15 protein-coding genes are annotated in these 18,917 nt (G+C 59.3%); 10 read left to right on the forward strand and 5 right to left on the reverse strand.

Annotated features, from left to right (window positions below):
- The 5 genes from dnaA (at window position 1) to gabP (ending at window position 7,915) form a co-directional block, all read left to right on the forward strand.
- Window positions 1–1,530, forward strand: coding sequence for a chromosomal replication initiator protein DnaA (gene dnaA / locus ACA047_RS00005; protein ID WP_497355525.1), 1,530 nt, complete (start codon window positions 1–3; stop codon window positions 1,528–1,530).
- Between the two features lie 39 nt (window positions 1,531–1,569).
- Window positions 1,570–2,673, forward strand: a complete 1,104-nt coding sequence (dnaN, locus tag ACA047_RS00010) for a DNA polymerase III subunit beta (RefSeq protein ID WP_497355527.1) — start codon at window positions 1,570–1,572, stop codon at window positions 2,671–2,673.
- A 20-nt stretch (window positions 2,674–2,693) separates the two neighbouring features.
- Window positions 2,694–3,797 carry a DNA replication/repair protein RecF gene (gene recF, locus ACA047_RS00015; RefSeq protein WP_497355529.1) on the forward strand — a complete coding sequence of 368 codons (1,104 nt, stop codon included), beginning with the start codon at window positions 2,694–2,696 and terminating at the stop codon, window positions 3,795–3,797.
- Between the two features lie 5 nt (window positions 3,798–3,802).
- Window positions 3,803–6,220 (forward strand): DNA topoisomerase (ATP-hydrolyzing) subunit B, encoded by a 2,418-nt coding sequence (gene gyrB / locus ACA047_RS00020; RefSeq protein WP_497355531.1) that lies wholly within the window; start codon window positions 3,803–3,805, stop codon window positions 6,218–6,220.
- A gap of 300 nt (window positions 6,221–6,520) precedes the next feature.
- Window positions 6,521–7,915, forward strand: a complete 1,395-nt coding sequence (gabP, locus tag ACA047_RS00025; protein ID WP_497355533.1) for a GABA permease — start codon at window positions 6,521–6,523, stop codon at window positions 7,913–7,915.
- Between the two features lie 63 nt (window positions 7,916–7,978).
- Here the strand turns inward: gabP and ACA047_RS00030 are convergent, their stop codons facing one another.
- A complete protein-coding gene (locus ACA047_RS00030; RefSeq protein ID WP_497355535.1) occupies window positions 7,979–8,713 on the reverse strand; it encodes a response regulator transcription factor in 735 nt (244 codons plus the stop codon).
- A gap of 273 nt (window positions 8,714–8,986) precedes the next feature.
- Here ACA047_RS00030 and ACA047_RS00035 point away from each other — a divergent pair, with 273 nt between their 5' ends.
- Complete coding sequence (locus ACA047_RS00035; protein WP_497355537.1) at window positions 8,987–10,501, forward strand: sensor histidine kinase; 1,515 nt, start codon at window positions 8,987–8,989, stop codon at window positions 10,499–10,501.
- Window positions 10,502–10,682: 181 nt separating this feature from the next.
- Here the strand turns inward: ACA047_RS00035 and ACA047_RS00040 are convergent, their stop codons facing one another.
- The 4 genes from ACA047_RS00040 to glyQ form a co-directional block, all read right to left on the reverse strand.
- Window positions 10,683–11,462: a lysophospholipid acyltransferase family protein gene (locus ACA047_RS00040; RefSeq protein WP_497355539.1), complete on the reverse strand. Its 780-nt coding sequence runs from the start codon at window positions 11,460–11,462 to the stop codon at window positions 10,683–10,685.
- Between the two features lie 80 nt (window positions 11,463–11,542).
- Entirely contained in the window at window positions 11,543–12,076 is a 534-nt protein-coding gene (gmhB, locus tag ACA047_RS00045; protein ID WP_497355541.1) for a D-glycero-beta-D-manno-heptose 1,7-bisphosphate 7-phosphatase, read from the reverse strand.
- Window positions 12,077–12,079: 3 nt separating this feature from the next.
- The gene (glyS, locus tag ACA047_RS00050) at window positions 12,080–14,134 is read right to left on the reverse strand and encodes a glycine--tRNA ligase subunit beta (protein WP_497355543.1); all 2,055 of its coding nucleotides are present in this window, start codon (window positions 14,132–14,134) and stop codon (window positions 12,080–12,082) included.
- The gene (glyQ, locus tag ACA047_RS00055; protein ID WP_003177094.1) at window positions 14,131–15,084 is read right to left on the reverse strand and encodes a glycine--tRNA ligase subunit alpha; all 954 of its coding nucleotides are present in this window, start codon (window positions 15,082–15,084) and stop codon (window positions 14,131–14,133) included. Before glyQ ends, glyS begins: the two co-directional genes overlap by 4 nt.
- Window positions 15,085–15,165: 81 nt before the next feature.
- On the opposite strand from glyQ, the gene tag reads away from it, so the two are divergent.
- The 4 genes from tag to ACA047_RS00075 all read left to right on the forward strand — a co-directional run bounded on the left by tag (window position 15,166) and on the right by ACA047_RS00075 (window position 18,914).
- A complete protein-coding gene (gene tag, locus ACA047_RS00060; protein WP_497355546.1) occupies window positions 15,166–15,723 on the forward strand; it encodes a DNA-3-methyladenine glycosylase I in 558 nt (185 codons plus the stop codon).
- Window positions 15,724–15,766: 43 nt separating this feature from the next.
- The gene (locus ACA047_RS00065; RefSeq protein WP_497355548.1) at window positions 15,767–16,654 is read left to right on the forward strand and encodes a lysophospholipid acyltransferase; all 888 of its coding nucleotides are present in this window, start codon (window positions 15,767–15,769) and stop codon (window positions 16,652–16,654) included.
- A gap of 629 nt (window positions 16,655–17,283) precedes the next feature.
- Window positions 17,284–17,634, forward strand: a complete 351-nt coding sequence (locus ACA047_RS00070) for a DUF6124 family protein (RefSeq protein ID WP_497355550.1) — start codon at window positions 17,284–17,286, stop codon at window positions 17,632–17,634.
- Between the two features lie 491 nt (window positions 17,635–18,125).
- Complete coding sequence (locus ACA047_RS00075) at window positions 18,126–18,914, forward strand: SDR family NAD(P)-dependent oxidoreductase (RefSeq protein WP_497355552.1); 789 nt, start codon at window positions 18,126–18,128, stop codon at window positions 18,912–18,914.
- The last annotated feature ends 3 nt before the right edge of the window (window positions 18,915–18,917 follow it).

Here is an 18,917-nt window from a genome sequence, read left to right on the forward strand (position 1 = left end):
GTGTCAGTGGAACTTTGGCAGCAGTGCGTGGAGCTTTTGCGCGATGAGCTGCCTGCCCAACAATTCAACACTTGGATCCGTCCACTACAGGTCGAAGCCGAAGGCGACGAGTTGCGCGTCTACGCACCGAACCGTTTCGTTCTCGACTGGGTCAACGAAAAGTACCTGGGCCGAGTCCTTGAACTGCTCGACGAGCATGGCAATGGCATGGCGCCTGCGTTGTCCTTATTAATAGGCAGCAAACGCAGCTCGGCACCGCGCGCAGCCTCAAACGCACCGTTGGCGGCGGCGGCCTCCCGGGCCCAGGCCGCTACGGCGCCGGTTAATCATGCGGCCCCGGCGGCATCTGCACCTGCACCTACCCCAAGCAAACGCAGCGCACAAAAAGTGGCCGAGGTCAGCGAAGAGCCTTCCCGGGACAGCTTCGACCCAATGGCCGGTGCCAGCTCCCAGCAGGCCCCGGTGCGTGCCGAGCAGCGCACCGTCCAGGTTGAAGGTGCGCTCAAGCACACCAGTTATCTGAACCGCACCTTTACCTTCGAGAATTTCGTCGAAGGTAAGTCCAACCAACTGGCCCGAGCGGCCGCCTGGCAGGTCGCGGACAACCCCAAGCATGGCTATAACCCGCTCTTCCTTTATGGCGGCGTAGGCCTGGGTAAAACCCACTTGATGCACGCAGTGGGTAACCACCTATTAAAGAAGAACCCGAATGCCAAGGTCGTATACCTGCATTCCGAGCGTTTCGTGGCTGACATGGTCAAGGCGTTGCAACTGAACGCGATCAATGAGTTCAAGCGTTTCTACCGCTCGGTGGATGCCTTGCTGATCGACGACATTCAGTTCTTCGCCCGTAAGGAACGTTCCCAGGAAGAGTTTTTCCACACCTTCAACGCATTGCTTGAAGGCGGGCAGCAGGTCATTCTCACCAGTGACCGTTACCCGAAAGAAATCGAAGGCCTTGAAGAGCGCCTCAAGTCGCGTTTCGGCTGGGGTCTGACGGTCGCCGTCGAGCCGCCAGAGTTGGAAACCCGGGTCGCGATCCTGATGAAGAAGGCCGATCAGGCCAAGGTCGAGTTGCCTCACGACGCGGCGTTCTTCATTGCCCAGCGTATCCGCTCGAACGTGCGTGAGCTTGAAGGTGCCCTCAAGCGCGTGATCGCTCATTCGCACTTCATGGGCCGCGACATCACCATCGAACTGATTCGCGAATCGTTGAAGGACCTGTTGGCGCTCCAGGACAAGCTGGTTTCTGTGGATAACATTCAGCGTACTGTTGCTGAATACTACAAAATCAAGATTTCCGATCTTCTGTCCAAGCGCCGTTCGCGTTCGGTGGCTCGCCCGCGCCAGGTGGCCATGGCCTTGTCCAAGGAACTGACCAACCACAGCCTGCCGGAAATCGGCGATGTGTTCGGCGGGCGCGACCACACCACGGTGTTGCACGCCTGCCGCAAGATCAACGAACTTAAGGAATCCGACGCGGACATCCGCGAGGACTACAAGAACCTGCTGCGTACACTGACCACTTGATGACCACCAGCGCAGCTTATTAAGGCAAGGGACTAGACCATGCATTTCACCATTCAACGCGAAGCCCTGTTGAAACCCCTGCAACTGGTCGCAGGCGTCGTCGAACGCCGCCAGACCTTGCCGGTACTTTCCAACGTGCTGCTGGTTGTCGAAGGCCAGCAGTTGTCGCTGACCGGTACCGACCTGGAAGTCGAGCTGGTCGGTCGTGTGCAGCTTGAAGAGCCTGCCGATCCGGGGTCCATCACCGTGCCGGCGCGCAAGCTGATGGATATCTGCAAAAGCCTGCCCAACGATGCGCTGATCGACATCAAGCTCGATGAGCAGAAGCTCGTGGTCAAGGCCGGTCGCAGCCGTTTCACCTTGTCGACCCTGCCGGCCAACGATTTCCCGACCGTGGAAGAAGGTCCGGGCTCGCTGACCTGCAGCCTCGAGCAAAGCAAATTGCGTCGCCTGATCGAACGCACCAGCTTCGCCATGGCCCAGCAGGACGTGCGCTATTACCTCAACGGCATGCTCCTGGAAGTGTCCGCCGGTATCATCCGCGCTGTCGCAACCGACGGTCACCGTCTGGCCATGTGCTCGATGCAGGCCGATATCGGTCAGCCGGATCGCCATCAGGTGATCGTGCCGCGCAAAGGTATCCTGGAACTGGCGCGTCTGCTGACCGAGCCGGACGGCAACGTCAGCATCGTGTTGGGTCAGCACCACATCCGCGCCACCACCGGCGAGTTCACCTTCACTTCGAAGCTGGTCGACGGCAAATTCCCTGACTACGAGCGTGTGCTGCCCAAAGGTGGCGACAAGCTGGTATTGGGCGACCGCCAGGCGCTGCGCGAAGCCTTCAGCCGTACCGCGATTCTTTCCAACGAGAAGTACCGCGGCATTCGTCTGCAACTGGCCAACGGTCAGCTGAAAATCCAGGCGAATAACCCGGAGCAGGAAGAAGCGGAAGAAGAAGTGGGCGTTGAATACAACGGCGGCTCCCTGGAAATCGGCTTCAACGTCAGCTATCTGCTCGACGTGTTGGGCGTGATGACCACTGAGCAAGTACGTCTGATCCTGTCTGACTCCAACAGCAGTGCGCTGGTGCAGGAGTCCGATAACGACGATTCGGCCTACGTTGTCATGCCGATGCGTCTGTAATCATGCCCAGCAGAAGCTAGATGTCCTTAAGTCGCGTCTCGGTCACCGCGGTGCGCAATCTGCACCCGGTGACCTTCTCCCCTTCCCCCCGAATCAATATCCTTTACGGCGCCAACGGCAGCGGCAAAACCAGTGTTCTGGAAGCCATCCACCTGCTGGGGCTTGCCCGTTCGTTTCGCAGTAGCCGCCTGTTGCCGGTCATCCAGTACGATCAACTGGCTTGCACGGTGTTCGGGCAGGTGGAACTGGCGGAAGGCGGGCACAGCGCCTTGGGGATTTCACGGGACCGGCAAGGCGAGTTCCAGATTCGCATCGACGGGCAGAACGCCCGCAGCGCCGCGCAGCTGGCGGAGATCCTGCCGTTGCAGTTGATCAACCCGGACAGCTTCCGTCTGCTGGAGGGCGCTCCGAAGATTCGTCGCCAATTTCTCGATTGGGGTGTGTTCCACGTGGAACCGCGTTTCATGGCGACTTGGCAGCGCTTGCAGAAGGCGCTGCGCCAGCGAAACTCTTGGCTGCGACATGGTACACTTGACGCCGTTTCGCAAGCGGTTTGGGACAGGGAACTGTGCCAGGCCAGCGCTGAAATCGATGAATACCGCCGCGCTTACATCAAAGCCTTGAAACCGGTCTTCGAGCAGACCTTGAGCGAACTGGTTGAGCTCGAGGGCCTGACGCTCAGCTATTACCGAGGCTGGGACAAGGACCGGGAACTGAGCACCGTACTGGCTGGCTCGCTGCAGCGAGACCAGCAGATGGGCCATACCCAGGCTGGACCACAACGCGCTGACTTGCGTCTTAGATTGGGCGCACATAACGCCGCGGACATCTTGTCCCGGGGGCAGCAGAAGTTGGTGGTATGTGCCTTGCGTATTGCCCAAGGGCATCTGGTTAGCCAGGCTCGCCGCGGTCAGTGTATTTATCTGGTGGATGACCTGCCGTCCGAACTGGACGAGGCTCACCGTCGCGCGCTTTGCCGCTTGTTGGAAGACTTACGCTGCCAGGTTTTTATCACCTGTGTAGATCACGAATTATTGAGGGAAGGCTGGCAGACGGAAACGCCAGTCGCTCTGTTCCACGTGGAACAGGGCCGTATCACCCAGACCCACGACCATCGGGAGTGAAGGCATTGAGCGAAGAAAATACGTACGACTCAACGAGCATTAAAGTGCTGAAAGGCCTGGATGCCGTACGCAAACGTCCCGGTATGTACATTGGTGACACCGACGATGGCAGCGGTCTGCACCACATGGTGTTCGAAGTGGTCGACAACTCGATCGACGAAGCCCTCGCCGGCCATTGCGACGACATCAGCATCATCATCCACCCGGATGAGTCCATCACCGTTCGCGACAACGGCCGTGGCATCCCGGTAGACGTACACAAAGAGGAAGGCGTTTCCGCCGCCGAGGTCATCATGACCGTCCTCCACGCTGGCGGTAAGTTCGACGACAACTCCTATAAGGTATCTGGCGGTCTGCACGGTGTAGGTGTGTCGGTCGTGAACGCTTTGTCCGAACAGCTTGTTCTCACGGTGCGCCGCAGTGGCAAGATCTGGGAACAGACCTACATCCACGGCGTGCCTCAGGCACCGATGGCTATCGTCGGCGACAGCGAAAGCACCGGTACCCAGATCCACTTCAAGGCTTCCAGCAACACCTTCAAGAACATCCACTTCAGCTGGGATATCCTGGCCAAGCGGATTCGTGAGCTGTCCTTCCTCAACTCCGGTGTCGGCATCGTTCTCAAGGACGAGCGCAGCGGCAAGGAAGAGCTGTTCAAGTACGAAGGCGGCCTGCGTGCGTTCGTTGAATACCTGAACACCAACAAGACTCCGGTTAACCAGGTGTTCCACTTCAACGTCCAGCGTGAAGACGGCATCGGCGTGGAAATCGCCCTGCAGTGGAACGACAGCTTCAACGAGAACCTGTTGTGTTTCACCAACAACATTCCGCAGCGCGATGGTGGTACTCACCTGGTGGGTTTCCGTTCGGCGCTGACCCGTAACCTGAACAACTACATCGAACAGGAAGGCCTGGCGAAGAAGCATAAAGTCGCCACTACCGGTGACGATGCCCGCGAAGGCCTGACGGCGATCATTTCGGTGAAAGTGCCGGATCCGAAGTTCAGCTCCCAGACCAAAGACAAGTTGGTCTCTTCCGAAGTGAAGACCGCGGTCGAACAGGAAATGGGCAAGTACTTCTCCGACTTCCTGTTGGAAAACCCGAACGAAGCCAAGCTGGTGGTCGGCAAGATGATCGACGCCGCCCGTGCCCGTGAAGCGGCGCGCAAGGCTCGCGAAATGACCCGCCGCAAAGGCGCGCTGGACATCGCTGGCTTGCCGGGCAAACTGGCCGACTGTCAGGAAAAGGACCCTGCCCTGTCCGAGCTGTACCTCGTGGAAGGTGACTCTGCTGGCGGTTCCGCCAAGCAGGGACGCAACCGCCGGACCCAGGCCATCCTGCCGCTCAAGGGCAAGATCCTGAACGTCGAGAAGGCGCGCTTCGACAAGATGATCTCTTCCCAGGAGGTCGGTACGCTGATCACCGCGCTGGGTTGTGGCATCGGCCGCGATGAGTACAACATCGACAAGCTGCGTTATCACAACATCATCATCATGACCGATGCTGACGTCGACGGTTCACACATCCGTACCCTGCTGCTGACGTTCTTCTTCCGTCAGTTGCCGGAGCTGATCGAGCGCGGCTACATCTACATCGCTCAGCCACCGCTGTACAAGGTCAAGAAAGGCAAGCAAGAGCAATACATCAAAGACGACGACGCCATGGAAGAGTACATGACGCAGTCGGCCCTGGAAGACGCGAGCCTGCACCTGAACGAGGATGCCCCGGGTATTTCCGGTGAAGCCCTTGAGCGTCTGGTCAACGACTTCCGCCTGGTGATGAAGACCCTCAAGCGTCTGTCGCGCCTGTATCCACAGGAGCTGACTGAGCACTTCATCTACCTGCCGGCTGTCAGCCTGGAGCAGCTATCCGATCACGCGGCGATGCAGGATTGGTTGGCCCAGTTTGAAGTTCGTCTGCGCACTGTTGAAAAGTCTGGCCTGGTATACAAAGCCAGCCTGCGCGAAGACCGTGAACGTAACGTCTGGCTGCCGGAGGTCGAACTGATCTCCCACGGCCTGTCGAACTACGTCACCTTCAACCGCGACTTCTTCGGCAGCAACGACTACAAGACCGTCGTCTCCCTTGGCGCGCAACTGAGCACGCTGCTGGACGAAGGCGCCTACATCCAGCGCGGCGAGCGCAAGAAAGCCGTCACCGAGTTCAAGGAAGCCCTTGAATGGCTGATGGCCGAAAGCACCAAGCGCCACACCATCCAGCGATACAAAGGTCTGGGCGAAATGAACCCGGATCAGCTGTGGGAAACCACCATGGACCCAAGCTCGCGCCGGATGCTGAAAGTCACCATCGAAGACGCCATTGGCGCGGACCAGATCTTCAACACCCTGATGGGTGATGCGGTCGAGCCTCGTCGTGACTTCATCGAGAGCAATGCGTTGGCGGTGTCTAACCTGGATTTCTGATCCTCAGCAGCGCCGTGCTCCAAAAAAAGGCCAACGCTCAAGCGTTGGCCTTTTTTTACACCTGAAAAATAAATACTACGACGCCAGCCTCTAGCTCAATAACCGGGTAGCTCAGTAACACTTTGGAACAAAGCGTTCATTCTCAATAGGTTGGGTATCGCCTAAGAGCCCCGAACAACGGGGGCAGAGGTTTTCTGGCGCAAAATTTGCGTGTTAAATAAACAACACATCGTTTTTTTAAATTTACAAAAACGGTGAAACGAGGCGGTACGAATAAATCCAAGACCAAGGGTAGTCCCAATGAGTAGTACGCAAACTTCCAACAATCTGGAGCAAGGGCTTAAGCCCCGTCATGTGACGATGCTGTCCATCGCCGGCGTTATCGGCGCCGGTCTTTTCGTCGGCTCTGGCCACGCTATCGCAGCGGCCGGTCCAGCTGTGCTGTTGGCTTATGCTGCGGCGGGTGCGCTGGTGGTGTTGGTGATGCGGATGCTGGGTGAAATGGCCGTGGCTTCGCCGGACACCGGCTCCTTCTCGACCTATGCTGATCGTGCGATTGGTCACTGGGCCGGTTTTACCATTGGCTGGCTTTACTGGTGGTTCTGGGTGCTGGTTATTCCTCTGGAGGCCAACGCCGCCGCGACCATCCTGCATGCCTGGTTCCCGAATGTGGCGATCTGGGCCTTCACTTTGGTCATCACCTTGCTGCTGACAGTGACCAACCTGTTCAGCGTGAAGAATTACGGCGAGTTCGAATTCTGGTTCGCCCTGGTCAAGGTTGTGGCAATCATCGGTTTCATTGGCCTTGGCACGTTGGCGATCCTCGGTTTTCTGCCCGGCAGCCAGGTCAGCGGTGTTTCCCACTTGTTTGACACCCAGGGCTTCCTGCCAAACGGCATGGGCGCGGTATTGGGAGCGATCTTGACCACCATGTTTTCATTCATGGGCACCGAGATCGTGACGATCGCGGCCGCGGAATCGAAGAACCCTAGGCAACAGATTTCCAAGGCCACCAACTCGGTCATCTGGCGGATTGGCTTGTTCTACCTCGTCTCCATCTTCATGGTCGTCGCCCTGGTGCCATGGAACGATCCGCTTCTTGCCAGCGTGGGTTCCTACCAGACCGTGCTGGAGCGCATGGGTATCCCGAACGCCAAGCTGATCGTCGATATCGTGGTTCTGGTTGCGGTCACCAGTTGCCTGAATTCGGCGCTTTACACGGCTTCGCGCATGATGTTCTCGCTGGGCAAACGCGGTGATGCGCCGGCCATTTCCCAGCGCACCAACAAGAGCGGCACGCCCTACTGGGCCGTGGTGCTGTCGACCGCAGCAGCCTTCCTGGCCGTGTTCGCCAACTACGTGGCGCCAGCCGCTGTGTTCGATTTCCTGCTGGCCAGCTCTGGCGCCATCGCGTTGCTGGTGTACCTGGTGATCGCGGTTTCGCAACTGCGTATGCGCAAACAGCGCATGGCTCGCGGTGAAAACGTCGCCTTTAGCATGTGGCTGTTCCCTGGCCTGACTTACGCGGTGATCGTATTCATCGTCGTAGCCCTGACCATCATGCTGTTCCAGGAGGCTCATCGTGTGGAGATCCTCGCGACTGGTCTGCTTAGCATCCTGGTCGTGGCTTGCGGATTGCTGATACAGCGCCGTCGGATCGCAAAAACAGGAAACCTGGTACAGACGATCGGGTGATATCCATTGTGGTGAGGGAGCTTGCTCCCTCACCACGGATGCAGCCAATACTGACCGGTTTTTCTAACTCGCCACCGACGCCTCACTCCCCGCCGCCACACTCTCCAGCCGATACCCATACCCGTAAATCGTCAGCAACTGCCAACCCCGATCCGCCGTCAATCCGAGCTTGTTGCGCAAGCGATAGATATGGGTGTCGAGCGGGCGCGACGAGGTCATTTCCTCGTGGCTCCAGAAGCGTTCGTAGAAATACTCCCGGGACAGGGGGCGGCCCAGGTTGGCGAACAGGCAGCGGGCCAGGCGGTATTCCCGTTCGGTCAGGCTGATGGGAATACCGGCGCGGGTCACGGTCAGCTCGGCGTCGTCGAACTCCAGGTCATTGAACACCAGCACGTCAGTGGCTGGGGCGCGCTGCAGGTTGTGGCGGCGCAGCACGGCGGTGACCCGGGCCTTGAGTTCGTTGGGCCGGAAGGGTTTGCTCACATAATCGTCGGCACCCGTGTTGAGGGCTTGGACGATGTCGTGCTCGCCGTCGCGGCTGGTGAGCATGATGGCGGCCGGTGGCGAGTCCATATGCTCACGGGTCCAACGCAGTAGCGACAACCCGCTGATATCGGGCAATTGCCAGTCGAGGATCAACAAGTCGAAGGTTTCCCTACGCAATTGCCGCAACAGGTCTTCGCCTCGTTCAAAACTGTGCAGGGTCCAGGCTTGCTCACCCCTGCCGGGAATTTGTTGCAGTGTCTGTTCCACCCGGCGCAGCTCGGCCGGTTCATCATCCAGTATGGCGACACGCATGGGACGCGATTCCTTGATCTCGGGAGTAACGGACATCATCAGGCGGTGATGCAATGTTGATCAGCCTGCGAAACGGCGCTGCTCGCGGCGTGCCGTTAGGCTGTTGTGCACTTCCCCCTGTCGCTGGCTGCGACAATACCGGCTCACGGCACAGAGGGAAAGGCAGCAGCGCGCCACCCATCGAGTCCGTTATAGTCTTGGCCTTTCAGCCTGCCGGTTTGACGCATAACCCATGAAAAAAATCCCCCGTCCTTGTGTTCAGCCAGGGTGCTTATGAGCAACCAGCGTCGCCGTGAAAGTCGTGAGCCGACCCAGGTCCAACAATTGTTCCGACAATTGATGCGGGAGTGGTTGTGGATAAGTCTGTTTTTGTTACCGCTGACTGCGCTGTTGTCATTCAACCAGTCAACTCACAACGGGACAGGCGCGGCATTGTTGTCGGTGTGCCTGGTCGCCGGCGTGTTGACGTTGCTGCTGCTGCGCCCTCACCTGGTGTTATGGACGACAGTGGGTGGAATGAGCCTGGCACTTTTGGTCAGCGCCGTACTGGGGGCGCAGGGCTGGTGGTGGTCGCCGATGGCGAGTGTATTGGGCATTCTGTTTGGCTACCTGATTTGGAACTGGCGGCGCTTGAGCGTGGTGCTGGCTTATTTCGGTTGGGAACTGGCGCGCCTGGATGCGGAGCCGAAGGTGTTCCCGGAACGTCGCCGCGCCCCCTACACCGGCAGCGACCGCTTGCAAGGCCAGATCATGGCCTTGGAGCAAGCCATGAGTCGAACGCGCGACACCCGGCGTTTCATTGCCGATGGCCTGGAATACCTGCCCGTGGCGACAATGATCAGCGACCCCAGGGGCAAGCTGTTGCTCGGTAACCGCAAGGCTCGTGACCTTTTCGGCCATGGCCTGGCGGGTGGGGACGTGCTGGAGCATCTCTCGCAGCTGGGTTATCCAGGGCTGGAGCGTGGGGCTCATCACCGGTTATCCACATTGCCATTGCTGGAGTTTCGCGACACTCGGGAGCGCAGTTTGCGCCTGGAGCGGGCCCCTCTATTGCCAGTAGACGGCGATGTGCCGATTGGCTGGTTGCTCAGCCTCACTGACCTGAGCGCCGAACGTGAAGCCGAAGAGCAGCGCAGCGTCATGCTCCGTTTCCTGTCCCATGATTTGCGTGCCCCCCACTCGGCGATTCTCGCCCTGCTCGATGTGCAGCGGTATCAGCCTGGGGGTGATAACCCGGTGTTCGATCAGATCGAGCGTCAGGTGCGCCGTGCCTTGGACCTGACTGATGGCTTCGTGCAGTTGGCCAAGGCCGAATCCGAGGCGTACCAATTCCAGCCGACGTTGTTCGCCATGCTGGTGATGGACGTTGTTGACCAGGCCCTCCCCATTACGCAGCTAAAGCGCATTCAGCTGACGCACGAAGTGGATGATGAAGAGGCCATGGTGAGGGCGGACCAGTCTTTGCTGACCCGTGCGCTGTTCAACTTACTGGAAAATGCCATCAAGTACAGCGCGCCCGACACCTGCATTTCGCTGCAGATTCGTTGTGCGCAGGGTTGGTTGACCTGTGACGTGATTGATCAGGGCAAAGGCATCAGTGCTGAGGAGCTACCGGATTTGTTCAGCCAGTATCGACGGTTCTCGTCCGCTCATGGGGTGGATGGAATCGGCTTGGGATTGTCGATGGTCAAGGCCGTGGTGGACCGCCATGGGGGGCATATCGAATGCCGTAGTGCAGTAGGCCAAGGCACAACCTTCAGCTTGCGATTCCCGCTGCTGGAAGATTAAAAGAAAGATCGCAACCTTCTATGGTTGCGCTGCCGAAAACTGCGATCTCTTTTGGTGCTATAAAAAACTTATGCACCTTTTCGGGCGTTTTATATGTTTATGAAATATGTATTAAAAACATAGACATACAACATAAAAGCAACGCTTTCAGAAGAAACGGTACACAGCTTATCCACAGATCTCAAACAGCGACTTTGTCCGTGGCGGCGGGTGCTGCAGGAGCGGGAGGAAGAGAACCCATTTCCCGTTGTGTCTGTTCATTCCAGGCTTGTACACGGTCGTTGAGCTCGGCGATGGCGCGCGGCCCGCTCCCTTGGGCATACATAGGCGCGCCGATCACCACGGTGATCACCCCCGGCGTTTTCATCCAGCCAGCCTTGGGCCAGAATTTGCCGGCATTGTGTGCAATCGGCAGTACCGGCAGGTCCGCATTCACCGCCAAGGCGCTACCGCTGCGGGAGAATTTGCCAACCGTCCCATAAGGAACACGAGTGCCCTCGGGGAAGATCAGCACCCAAGTGTTGTCCTTGAGCAGCTCGTCACCCTTCTTCGCCACTTGTTTTAGCGCCAACTTGGGATTGTCGCGATCAATGGCGATCGGGCGCAGCATTGCCATGGCCCAGCCAAAGAACGGTACGAACAGCAATTCACGCTTGAGCACCTGGCTCAACGGCTCGAAATAGGCCGAGAGAAAGAACGTCTCCCAGGTGCTCTGGTGGTTGGACTGGATCACGCAGGGCCGGTCAGGCACATTCTCGGCGCCTTTGACTTCATAGCTGATGCCCAGAAACACCTTGCTCAGCCACAGTGCGCAACGGCACCAGTACACGTTGATGAAACGGTAGCGCGCCTTGAACGGCAAGAAAGGCGCGATAAAAAAACTTAGGGAGCACCACAACAAGGAACTGGTGCCCAACAGCAGGTAAAAGAGGAAGGTTCTGATGGCCTGCAATATCGACATAGCGGCGTTTACCGTTGCGGGCAATGCCCGCCTGTTTAAGCGCTTCCCGAACAGTCCTTGATCAGGGTGTATTGGGAGCTCTAATTGTGGATAAGTTCAGCGGCAATCGCCGCCAGGTCGTCAAAAATCAAGGTGCCCACCGGTAGGGTCTTGCCCAGAGTCTTTTCGCCTTTCCCGGTCTTTACCAAAACTGGCTGACAATCGACGGCCTTGGCCGCCTCCAGGTCACCGAGGCTGTCGCCGACGAACCACACCCCCGCCGGATCCACATCGTAATGAGCGGCAATGGTGTTCAACATGCCAGGCTTGGGCTTGCGGCAATCGCAGCCCTCGTCCGGGCCATGGGGGCAGTAGACGATCAACCCGACTTCACCGCCCTGCTCGGCCACCAATGCGCGCAAGCGCTCATGCATGGCCTCGAGTGCGGCGAGGTCGTAGTAACCGCGGGCAATGCCCGACTGGTTGGTGGCAACCGCCACCGTCCAGCCGGCCTTGCTCAACTGCGCGATGGCTTCGATCGAACCGGGGAGTGGCAACCACTCCTCCACCGATTTGATGTAAGCGTCGGAGTCGTGATTGATCACTCCGTCCCGATCGAGAATCAGCAGTTTCAAGGTTTACCCCAGCAGCGAAATATCGGCGACGCCGAGGAACAAACCACGCAGACGTGCCAGCAACGCATAACGGTTGGCCCGTACATTGGCGTCTTCGGCGTTGACCATCACCGCTTCGAAAAACGCATCCACCGGTTCACGCAGTGCCGCCAGGCGTGCCAGGGTGGCGCTGTACTGACGCGCCGCCGCCATCGGCTGGACCGCCTGGTCTGCCTGCTGGATCGCCGAATACAGGGAGAACTCATTGGCGTTGTCGAAGTATTTGGCTTCGACGGTGGCCGCGATGTTGCCTTCGGCCTTGCTCAGCAGGTTCGACACACGCTTGTTCACAGCCGCCAACGCTGCGGCTTCCGGCAATTTGCGGAAGGCCTGCACCGCTTGTACGCGCTGGTCGAAGTCCAAGGCCGAACCCGGTTTCAGGGCACGCACCGACAGGTAGGTCGCGACGTCGACGCCTTCGTCTTCATAACGCGCACGCAGGCGGTCGAAGATGAACTCCAGCACCGCATCGGCCAGGCCGGCAGACTTGACCTTGCTGCCGAAGGCGTTGACGGCAAACGCCACGGCGTCGTTCAGGTCCAGGTCCAACTGCTTGTCGATCAGGATCCGCAGCACACCCAGCGCCGCGCGACGCAGGGCGTAAGGGTCCTTGCTGCCGGTGGGCAGCATGCCGATGCCGAAAATACCGACCAGGGTGTCGAGTTTGTCGGCGATGGCCACGGCCGCACCGGTCAGGGTGGTCGGCAGCTCAGCGCCGGCACCGCGCGGCATGTACTGCTCGTTCAATGCCAGGGCCACGTCTTGCGGCTCGCCGTCGTTGAGGGCGTAGTAGTAACCGGCAACGCCTTGCATCTCCGGGAACTCACCGACCATTTCGGTCGACAGGTCGCACTTGGACAGGAGACCGGCACGGGCCGCGCGCTGGGCGTCGCCACCGATGCGCGGGGCAATGAACGCGGCCAGTTTCGACACGCGCTCGGCCTTGTCGTAGACGCTGCCGAGTTTTTCCTGGAACACCACGTTTTTCAGGCGCTCGTTGAAGCTTTCCAGGGGCTGTTTCTTGTCTTGCTTGAAGAAGAACTCGGCGTCGGTCAGGCGCGGGCGAACGACTTTTTCGTTACCAGCGATGATCTGCTGCGGGTCCTTGCTTTCGATGTTGGCGACCGTGATGAAGCGCGGCAGCAACTTGCCTTCGGCGTCCAGCAGGCAGAAATACTTCTGGTTGTCCTGCATGGTGGTGATCAGCGCTTCTTGCGGCACTTCAAGGAAACGTTCCTCGAACGAGCACACCAGCGGCACCGGCCATTCCACCAGGGCAGTCACTTCGTCCAGCAGGCTCGCAGGCACGATGGCGGTGCCTTCTTGCAAGGTAGCCAGCTCTTCGGTGCGCTTGCTGATCAGCTCACGGCGCTCGTTGGCGTCGGCCAGCACGTAGGCGGCACGCAGGTCGGCCAGGTAGTTGGCCGGCGCGGTGATGCGCACGTTTTGCGGATGATGGAAACGGTGCCCACGGGAATCGCGACCGGCCTTCTGGGCCAGGATCGTGCAATCGATCACCTGGTCACCGAGCAACATCACCAGCCATTGGGTCGGGCGCACGAACTCTTCCTTGCGCGCGGCCCAGCGCATGCGCTTGGGAATCGGCAAGTCATTCAGGGAGTCTTCGACGATGGTCGGCAACAGGCTCGCGGTCGGCTTGCCCTTGATGCTCTGGCTGTAGCGCAGCTTCGGCCCGCTCTGGTCGATTTCGCTCAGGTCCACGCCGCACTTCTTGGCGAAGCCCAGGGCGGCCTGGGTCGGGTTGCCGTCGGCATCGAACGCGGCCTGGCGTGGCGGGCCGTCGAGGTTGATGCTGCGGTCCGGCTGCTGGGTCGCCAGGGCGGTGATCAGCACGGCCAGGCGGCGCGGCGCGGCGTACACCTGCTTGGCTTCGTAGCTCAGACCGGCGGCTTGCAGGCCTTTGTCGATACCGGCCAGGAACGCATCGGCCAGGGTATTCAGGGCTTTGGGTGGCAGTTCTTCGGTGCCCAGTTCAACCAGAAAATCTTGAGCACTCATTGTGCAGCCTCCAGCTTAGCCAACACTTCATCACGCAGGTCCGGGGTCGCCATCGGGAAGCCCAGCTTGGCACGGGCCAGCAGGTAGGCTTGCGCAACGGAACGCGCCAGGGTGCGTACACGCAGGATGTATTGCTGGCGCGCGGTCACGGAAATCGCCCGGCGTGCATCCAGCAGGTTGAAGGTATGGGACGCCTTCAACACCATTTCATAGCTCGGCAGCGGCAGCGGCTGGTCCAGCTCGATCAGGCGCTTGGCTTCGCTTTCATAGAAATCGAACAGTTCGAACAGCTTCTCGACGTTGGCGTGTTCGAAGTTGTAGGTCGACTGCTCCACTTCGTTCTGGTGGAACACATCGCCATAGGTCACTTTGCCGAACGGGCCGTCGGCCCACACCAGGTCATAGACCGAATCCACGCCTTGCAGGTACATGGCCAGGCGTTCCAGGCCGTAGGTGATTTCGCCGGTCACTGGGTAGCACTCGATGCCGCCCGCCTGCTGGAAGTAGGTGAACTGAGTGACTTCCATGCCATTGAGCCAGACTTCCCAGCCCAGGCCCCAGGCGCCCAGGGTCGGCGATTCCCAGTTGTCTTCGACGAAACGAATGTCGTGCACCAGCGGGTCGAGGCCCACGTGCTTGAGGGAGCCCAGGTACAGCTCCTGGAAGTTTTCCGGGTTCGGCTTCAGGACGACCTGGAACTGGTAGTAATGCTGCAGACGGTTCGGGTTTTCGCCGTAGCGGCCGTCAGTCGGGCGGCGACTGGGCTGCACATAAGCGGCGTTCCAGGTTTCTGGGCCGATGGCACGCAAAAACGTGGCGGTGTGGAAGGTGCCGGCGCCTACTTCCATATCGTAGGGCTGAAGTACCACGCAACCTTGCTCGGCCCAGTATTGCTGGAGGGCGAGGATCAAGTCTTGGAAGGTACGCACGGCTGGCGTAGGCTGGCTCACGAAATTCACCTGTTTCTTGGGCTGCGATTTAAAGAGCGGGAGTATACCCGATTCGTTCGTGCGCACGCCCCCTGGAGCCTTATGCCACGCTGCTTTTGGTGTTCCGAAGATCCTTTGTACATGGCTTATCACGACCAGGAGTGGGGCACGCCGCTGCGCGATGCGCAGGGTTTGTTCGAGTTGCTTTTGCTCGAAGGGTTCCAGGCCGGGCTGTCCTGGATCACCGTTTTGCGCAAACGCGAGCGCTACCGGCAAGTGCTGTACGGCTTTGACGTGCAGCGCGTGGCGCAGATGAGCGATGCGGAAATCGATGACCTGATGCTCGACCCCGGCATCATCCGCAACCGCCTCAAACTCAAGGCGGCCCGCCGCAATGCCCAGGCTTGGCTGGCCCTGGAAGATCCGGTGGCGTTCCTCTGGTCGTTCGTGGGCGACAAACCGGTCATCAACCATTTCAAGGACCGCACCGAAGTGCCGGCCATCACGCCCCAGGCCGTTTCGATGAGCAAGGGTTTGAAAAAAGCCGGGTTCACCTTCGTCGGGCCGACCATTTGCTACGCGTTGATGCAGGCCTCGGGGATGGTCATGGACCACACCCTGGACTGCGACCGCTACGCCGAGTTGGCAAACGGCGGTTAGAATAGCCGGCTCGCAACACGGCCCATGAATTCAGGAGTGACCTGTGGATAAGTTGAAAGGCGCCTTGCTGGTCGGCGCTCTGCGGTTGTTTGCGCTGCTGCCCTGGCGCGCGGTGCAAGCGGTGGGTGCGGCCATTGGCTGGCTCATGTGGAAACTGCCGAATCGTTCCCGCGACGTGGTGCGGATCAACCTCGCCAAATGTTTTCCCGAGATGGACCCGGCCGAGCGCGAGCGCCTGGTGGGCCAAAGCCTCAAGGACATCGGCAAATCCCTCACCGAAAGCGCCTGCGCCTGGATCTGGCCGGCCCAGCGCTCCATCGACCTGGTGCGCGAAGTCGAAGGCCTGGACGTGTTGAAAGAGGCGCTGGCCTCCGGCAAAGGCGTGGTGGGCATCACCAGTCACCTGGGCAACTGGGAAGTGCTCAACCACTTCTATTGCAGCCAGTGCAAACCGATCATTTTCTACCGCCCGCCCAAGCTCAAGGCGGTGGATGAATTGCTGCGCAAACAGCGCGTGCAGCTGGGCAACAAAGTCGCCGCGTCCACCAAAGAAGGCATCCTCAGCGTCATCAAAGAGGTGCGCAAGGGCGGCCAGGTGGGCATCCCCGCCGACCCGGAACCGGCCGAATCCGCCGGCATCTTCGTGCCCTTCTTCGCCACCCAGGCCCTGACCAGCAAGTTCGTACCCAACATGCTGGCTGGCGGCAAAGCGGTCGGCGTATTCCTCCACGCCCTGCGCCTGCCCGACGGCTCCGGCTACAAAGTCATCCTCGAAGCCGCCCCCGAGGCGATGTACAGCACCGACACCGAAACCGCCTGCGCCGCCATGAGCCAAGTGGTAGAGCGTTACGTGCGCGCCTACCCAAGCCAATACATGTGGAGCATGAAACGCTTCAAAAAACGCCCGCCGGGCGAGGCGCGGTGGTACTGAGGTCAAGGAATCAATTCTGGCAAGGACCTTAATTGTGGCAAGAGTCCTAATTGTGGCGAGGGGATTTATCCCCGCTGGGTTGCGCAGCAACCCCAAACTCCTCGCCACAACTTCAATCTCCCTGGCCCATACGGAACCCGTGGCGAGGGAGCTTGCTCCCGCTGGGCTGCGCAGCAGCCCCCAACCAGCCTGACCCACACTTCCAGACAACCCCCATCACCCGCTTCACAACAGCCCCACCACCAAACAAAAACACCCCCCAACCTCCAAATTCCAGCACAAAACGAACCCCTGTTTATCCTCCCCCCACAACCCTTCCACCAACCCACACATCCTTGCGCCATTGCCTACAACTACGCCAGAATCCGCCCGCTTGTGCGCCTTGCCCCCGGGCTCTATCGTTTCCCTGCCACTGCCCATCAGTGGTCGGGTTTAGTAGCCCGTGGTACTTAGTGAGGTGCAATGGCCTAATCAGTCAGGTATTCCATGCCTGTATTTGATGGCGGTTGTGCGCAGGGCGCCCTCGGGCGCGCCGGCTTTGCTGAGTCCCCGGTCTACTAACCTGCGTACAGCTGCCACCCTTCTGTTTAGTAGCTAAAGGGTTTCGGCTTCACCTAAGGACTTAGCACATGTTCAAGCCTACCCCGAATCCGCCAGAGGCGGACCAAGCTCCCCCGCGCACCAAAACCAAAAAGCTCGACGAAGCCGCCAATCGAGCTCTGGATTTCTACCTGTCGCCAAAGAAAAAGCCTGAAGACACCCCCCAACCAGGCCAGATATTCACCATCGTAAAAGACATCGACAACGAAAGCCTCCTGGCCAACCTCAGCGAAACCCTGGCCTCAGCCGACGCGATGGTCAATGACCTGGCCTTCGAACTGGAAGGCTCCCGCCGCCACGTTGCCCTCGGGATTCAGCAACTGATCGAACTGAGTTCATTGTTGGCGAATCGGGTGCTGGATAACGTCGATCCGGGATAGCGGGTAAAACCCCTCCCAATAAAACAAACCCGGTACCTTACGTCGGGTTTGCTTTATTTCATCTGACAGCCGCTGCTCTTAACCATCGCATGAAGGGGGGCAGACCTATGGCGACCGTGGATTGCGAGGGGTAGCTTGCGCCAATAGCCATCCTTTGCGGCGTTAGCTTTCATTTATATGGTCGACCACACAAAGAGCTAAAAGGGGACAGATTTATTTACAAAAGCTAAAAGGGGACAGATTTATTTACCGTGGACAGAAAACCCCCTCCCCCTTGCTCGCGCCCCACACCTCTCAGGCTGCCCATCTCAACAATGCCCACAAAGAGGCGCAAACCCCCAATCGCGTCCATGCTTAACCCCCTGCGATATCAAAAACATTGGGTGATTGACTATTCAAACCCCTCGAAAACCAACCCCTAAACCCGTCGAACTATCGTCCAACCAGATATCGCACAGTCCCCCTGATCCATTAATCAAGGAGTCACTCCCATGAACATCGACTTCACCGGACGCCACGTCTTAGTCACCGGGTCCACCAGCGGTATCGGTTTTGCGACAGTCAAAGGCTTCCTGGAAGCCGGCGCCCACGTGGTCGTCAACGGTCGCAGCGAGGGCAGCGTGGAGGACGCGTTGCAGCGCTTGGGCGACCTTGCTTCAAGGGCCGATGGCTTTGTTGGCGATCTCAGCAACGCGCCGGGTTGCCAGGCGCTGATCGCCAAGTACCCGCGCTTCGATGTGGTCGTCAACAACCTGGGTATTTTCAAGCTGGAAGACTTTTTCGAGACACCGGACAGCGAATGGCAGCGCTTCTTCGAAACCAATGTGATGTCGGGCGTGCGGGTTTCCCGGGCCTACGCGCCGGCCATGGTCGAGCGCGGTTGGGGGCGGATTGTTTTTGTCTCGTCGGAATCCGGCGTGAACATTCCCGCCGACATGATCCACTACGGTTTCACCAAGACCGCCCAGCTTTCAATTGCTCGCGGCCTGGCCAAGCGCCTCGCCGGCACGGGCGTTACGGTGAACTCCGTGCTGCCTGGGCCGACGCTTTCCGAGGGCGTTGCCCAGATGCTCCAGCCAGAGGTCGAGCGCACCGGGGAAAGCCTGGAAAAGGTGGCGGCAGATTTCGTCAATCTGCACCGTAGCACCTCGATCATCCAGCGCGCGGCGCGCGTCGAGGAAGTCGCCAACATGATCATTTATGCCTGCTCGGAGCAAGCCTCGGCCACTACCGGTGCGGCGCTGCGCGTCGATGGCGGTGTGGTGGACAGCATCGTTTAGCAG

The organism is Pseudomonas sp. LBUM1664, from assembly GCF_059695895.1.

Excerpts from the sequence above, each read along its gene's own strand:
- ACA047_RS00070 (WP_497355550.1), top strand. The coding sequence starts at position 17,284 with ATGTTCAAGCCTACCCCGAATCCGCCAGAGGCGGACCAAGCTCCCCCG.
- ACA047_RS00035 (WP_497355537.1), top strand. The coding sequence starts at position 8,987 with ATGAGCAACCAGCGTCGCCGTGAAAGTCGTGAGCCGACCCAGGTCCAA.
- dnaN (WP_497355527.1), top strand. The coding sequence starts at position 1,570 with ATGCATTTCACCATTCAACGCGAAGCCCTGTTGAAACCCCTGCAACTG.
- ACA047_RS00040 (WP_497355539.1), bottom strand. The coding sequence starts at position 11,462 with ATGTCGATATTGCAGGCCATCAGAACCTTCCTCTTTTACCTGCTGTTG.
- recF (WP_497355529.1), top strand. The coding sequence starts at position 2,694 with ATGTCCTTAAGTCGCGTCTCGGTCACCGCGGTGCGCAATCTGCACCCG.
- tag (WP_497355546.1), top strand. The coding sequence starts at position 15,166 with ATGCCACGCTGCTTTTGGTGTTCCGAAGATCCTTTGTACATGGCTTAT.
- gabP (WP_497355533.1), top strand. The coding sequence starts at position 6,521 with ATGAGTAGTACGCAAACTTCCAACAATCTGGAGCAAGGGCTTAAGCCC.
- glyS (WP_497355543.1), bottom strand. The coding sequence starts at position 14,134 with ATGAGTGCTCAAGATTTTCTGGTTGAACTGGGCACCGAAGAACTGCCA.
- ACA047_RS00030 (WP_497355535.1), bottom strand. The coding sequence starts at position 8,713 with ATGCGTGTCGCCATACTGGATGATGAACCGGCCGAGCTGCGCCGGGTG.
- ACA047_RS00075 (WP_497355552.1), top strand. The coding sequence starts at position 18,126 with ATGAACATCGACTTCACCGGACGCCACGTCTTAGTCACCGGGTCCACC.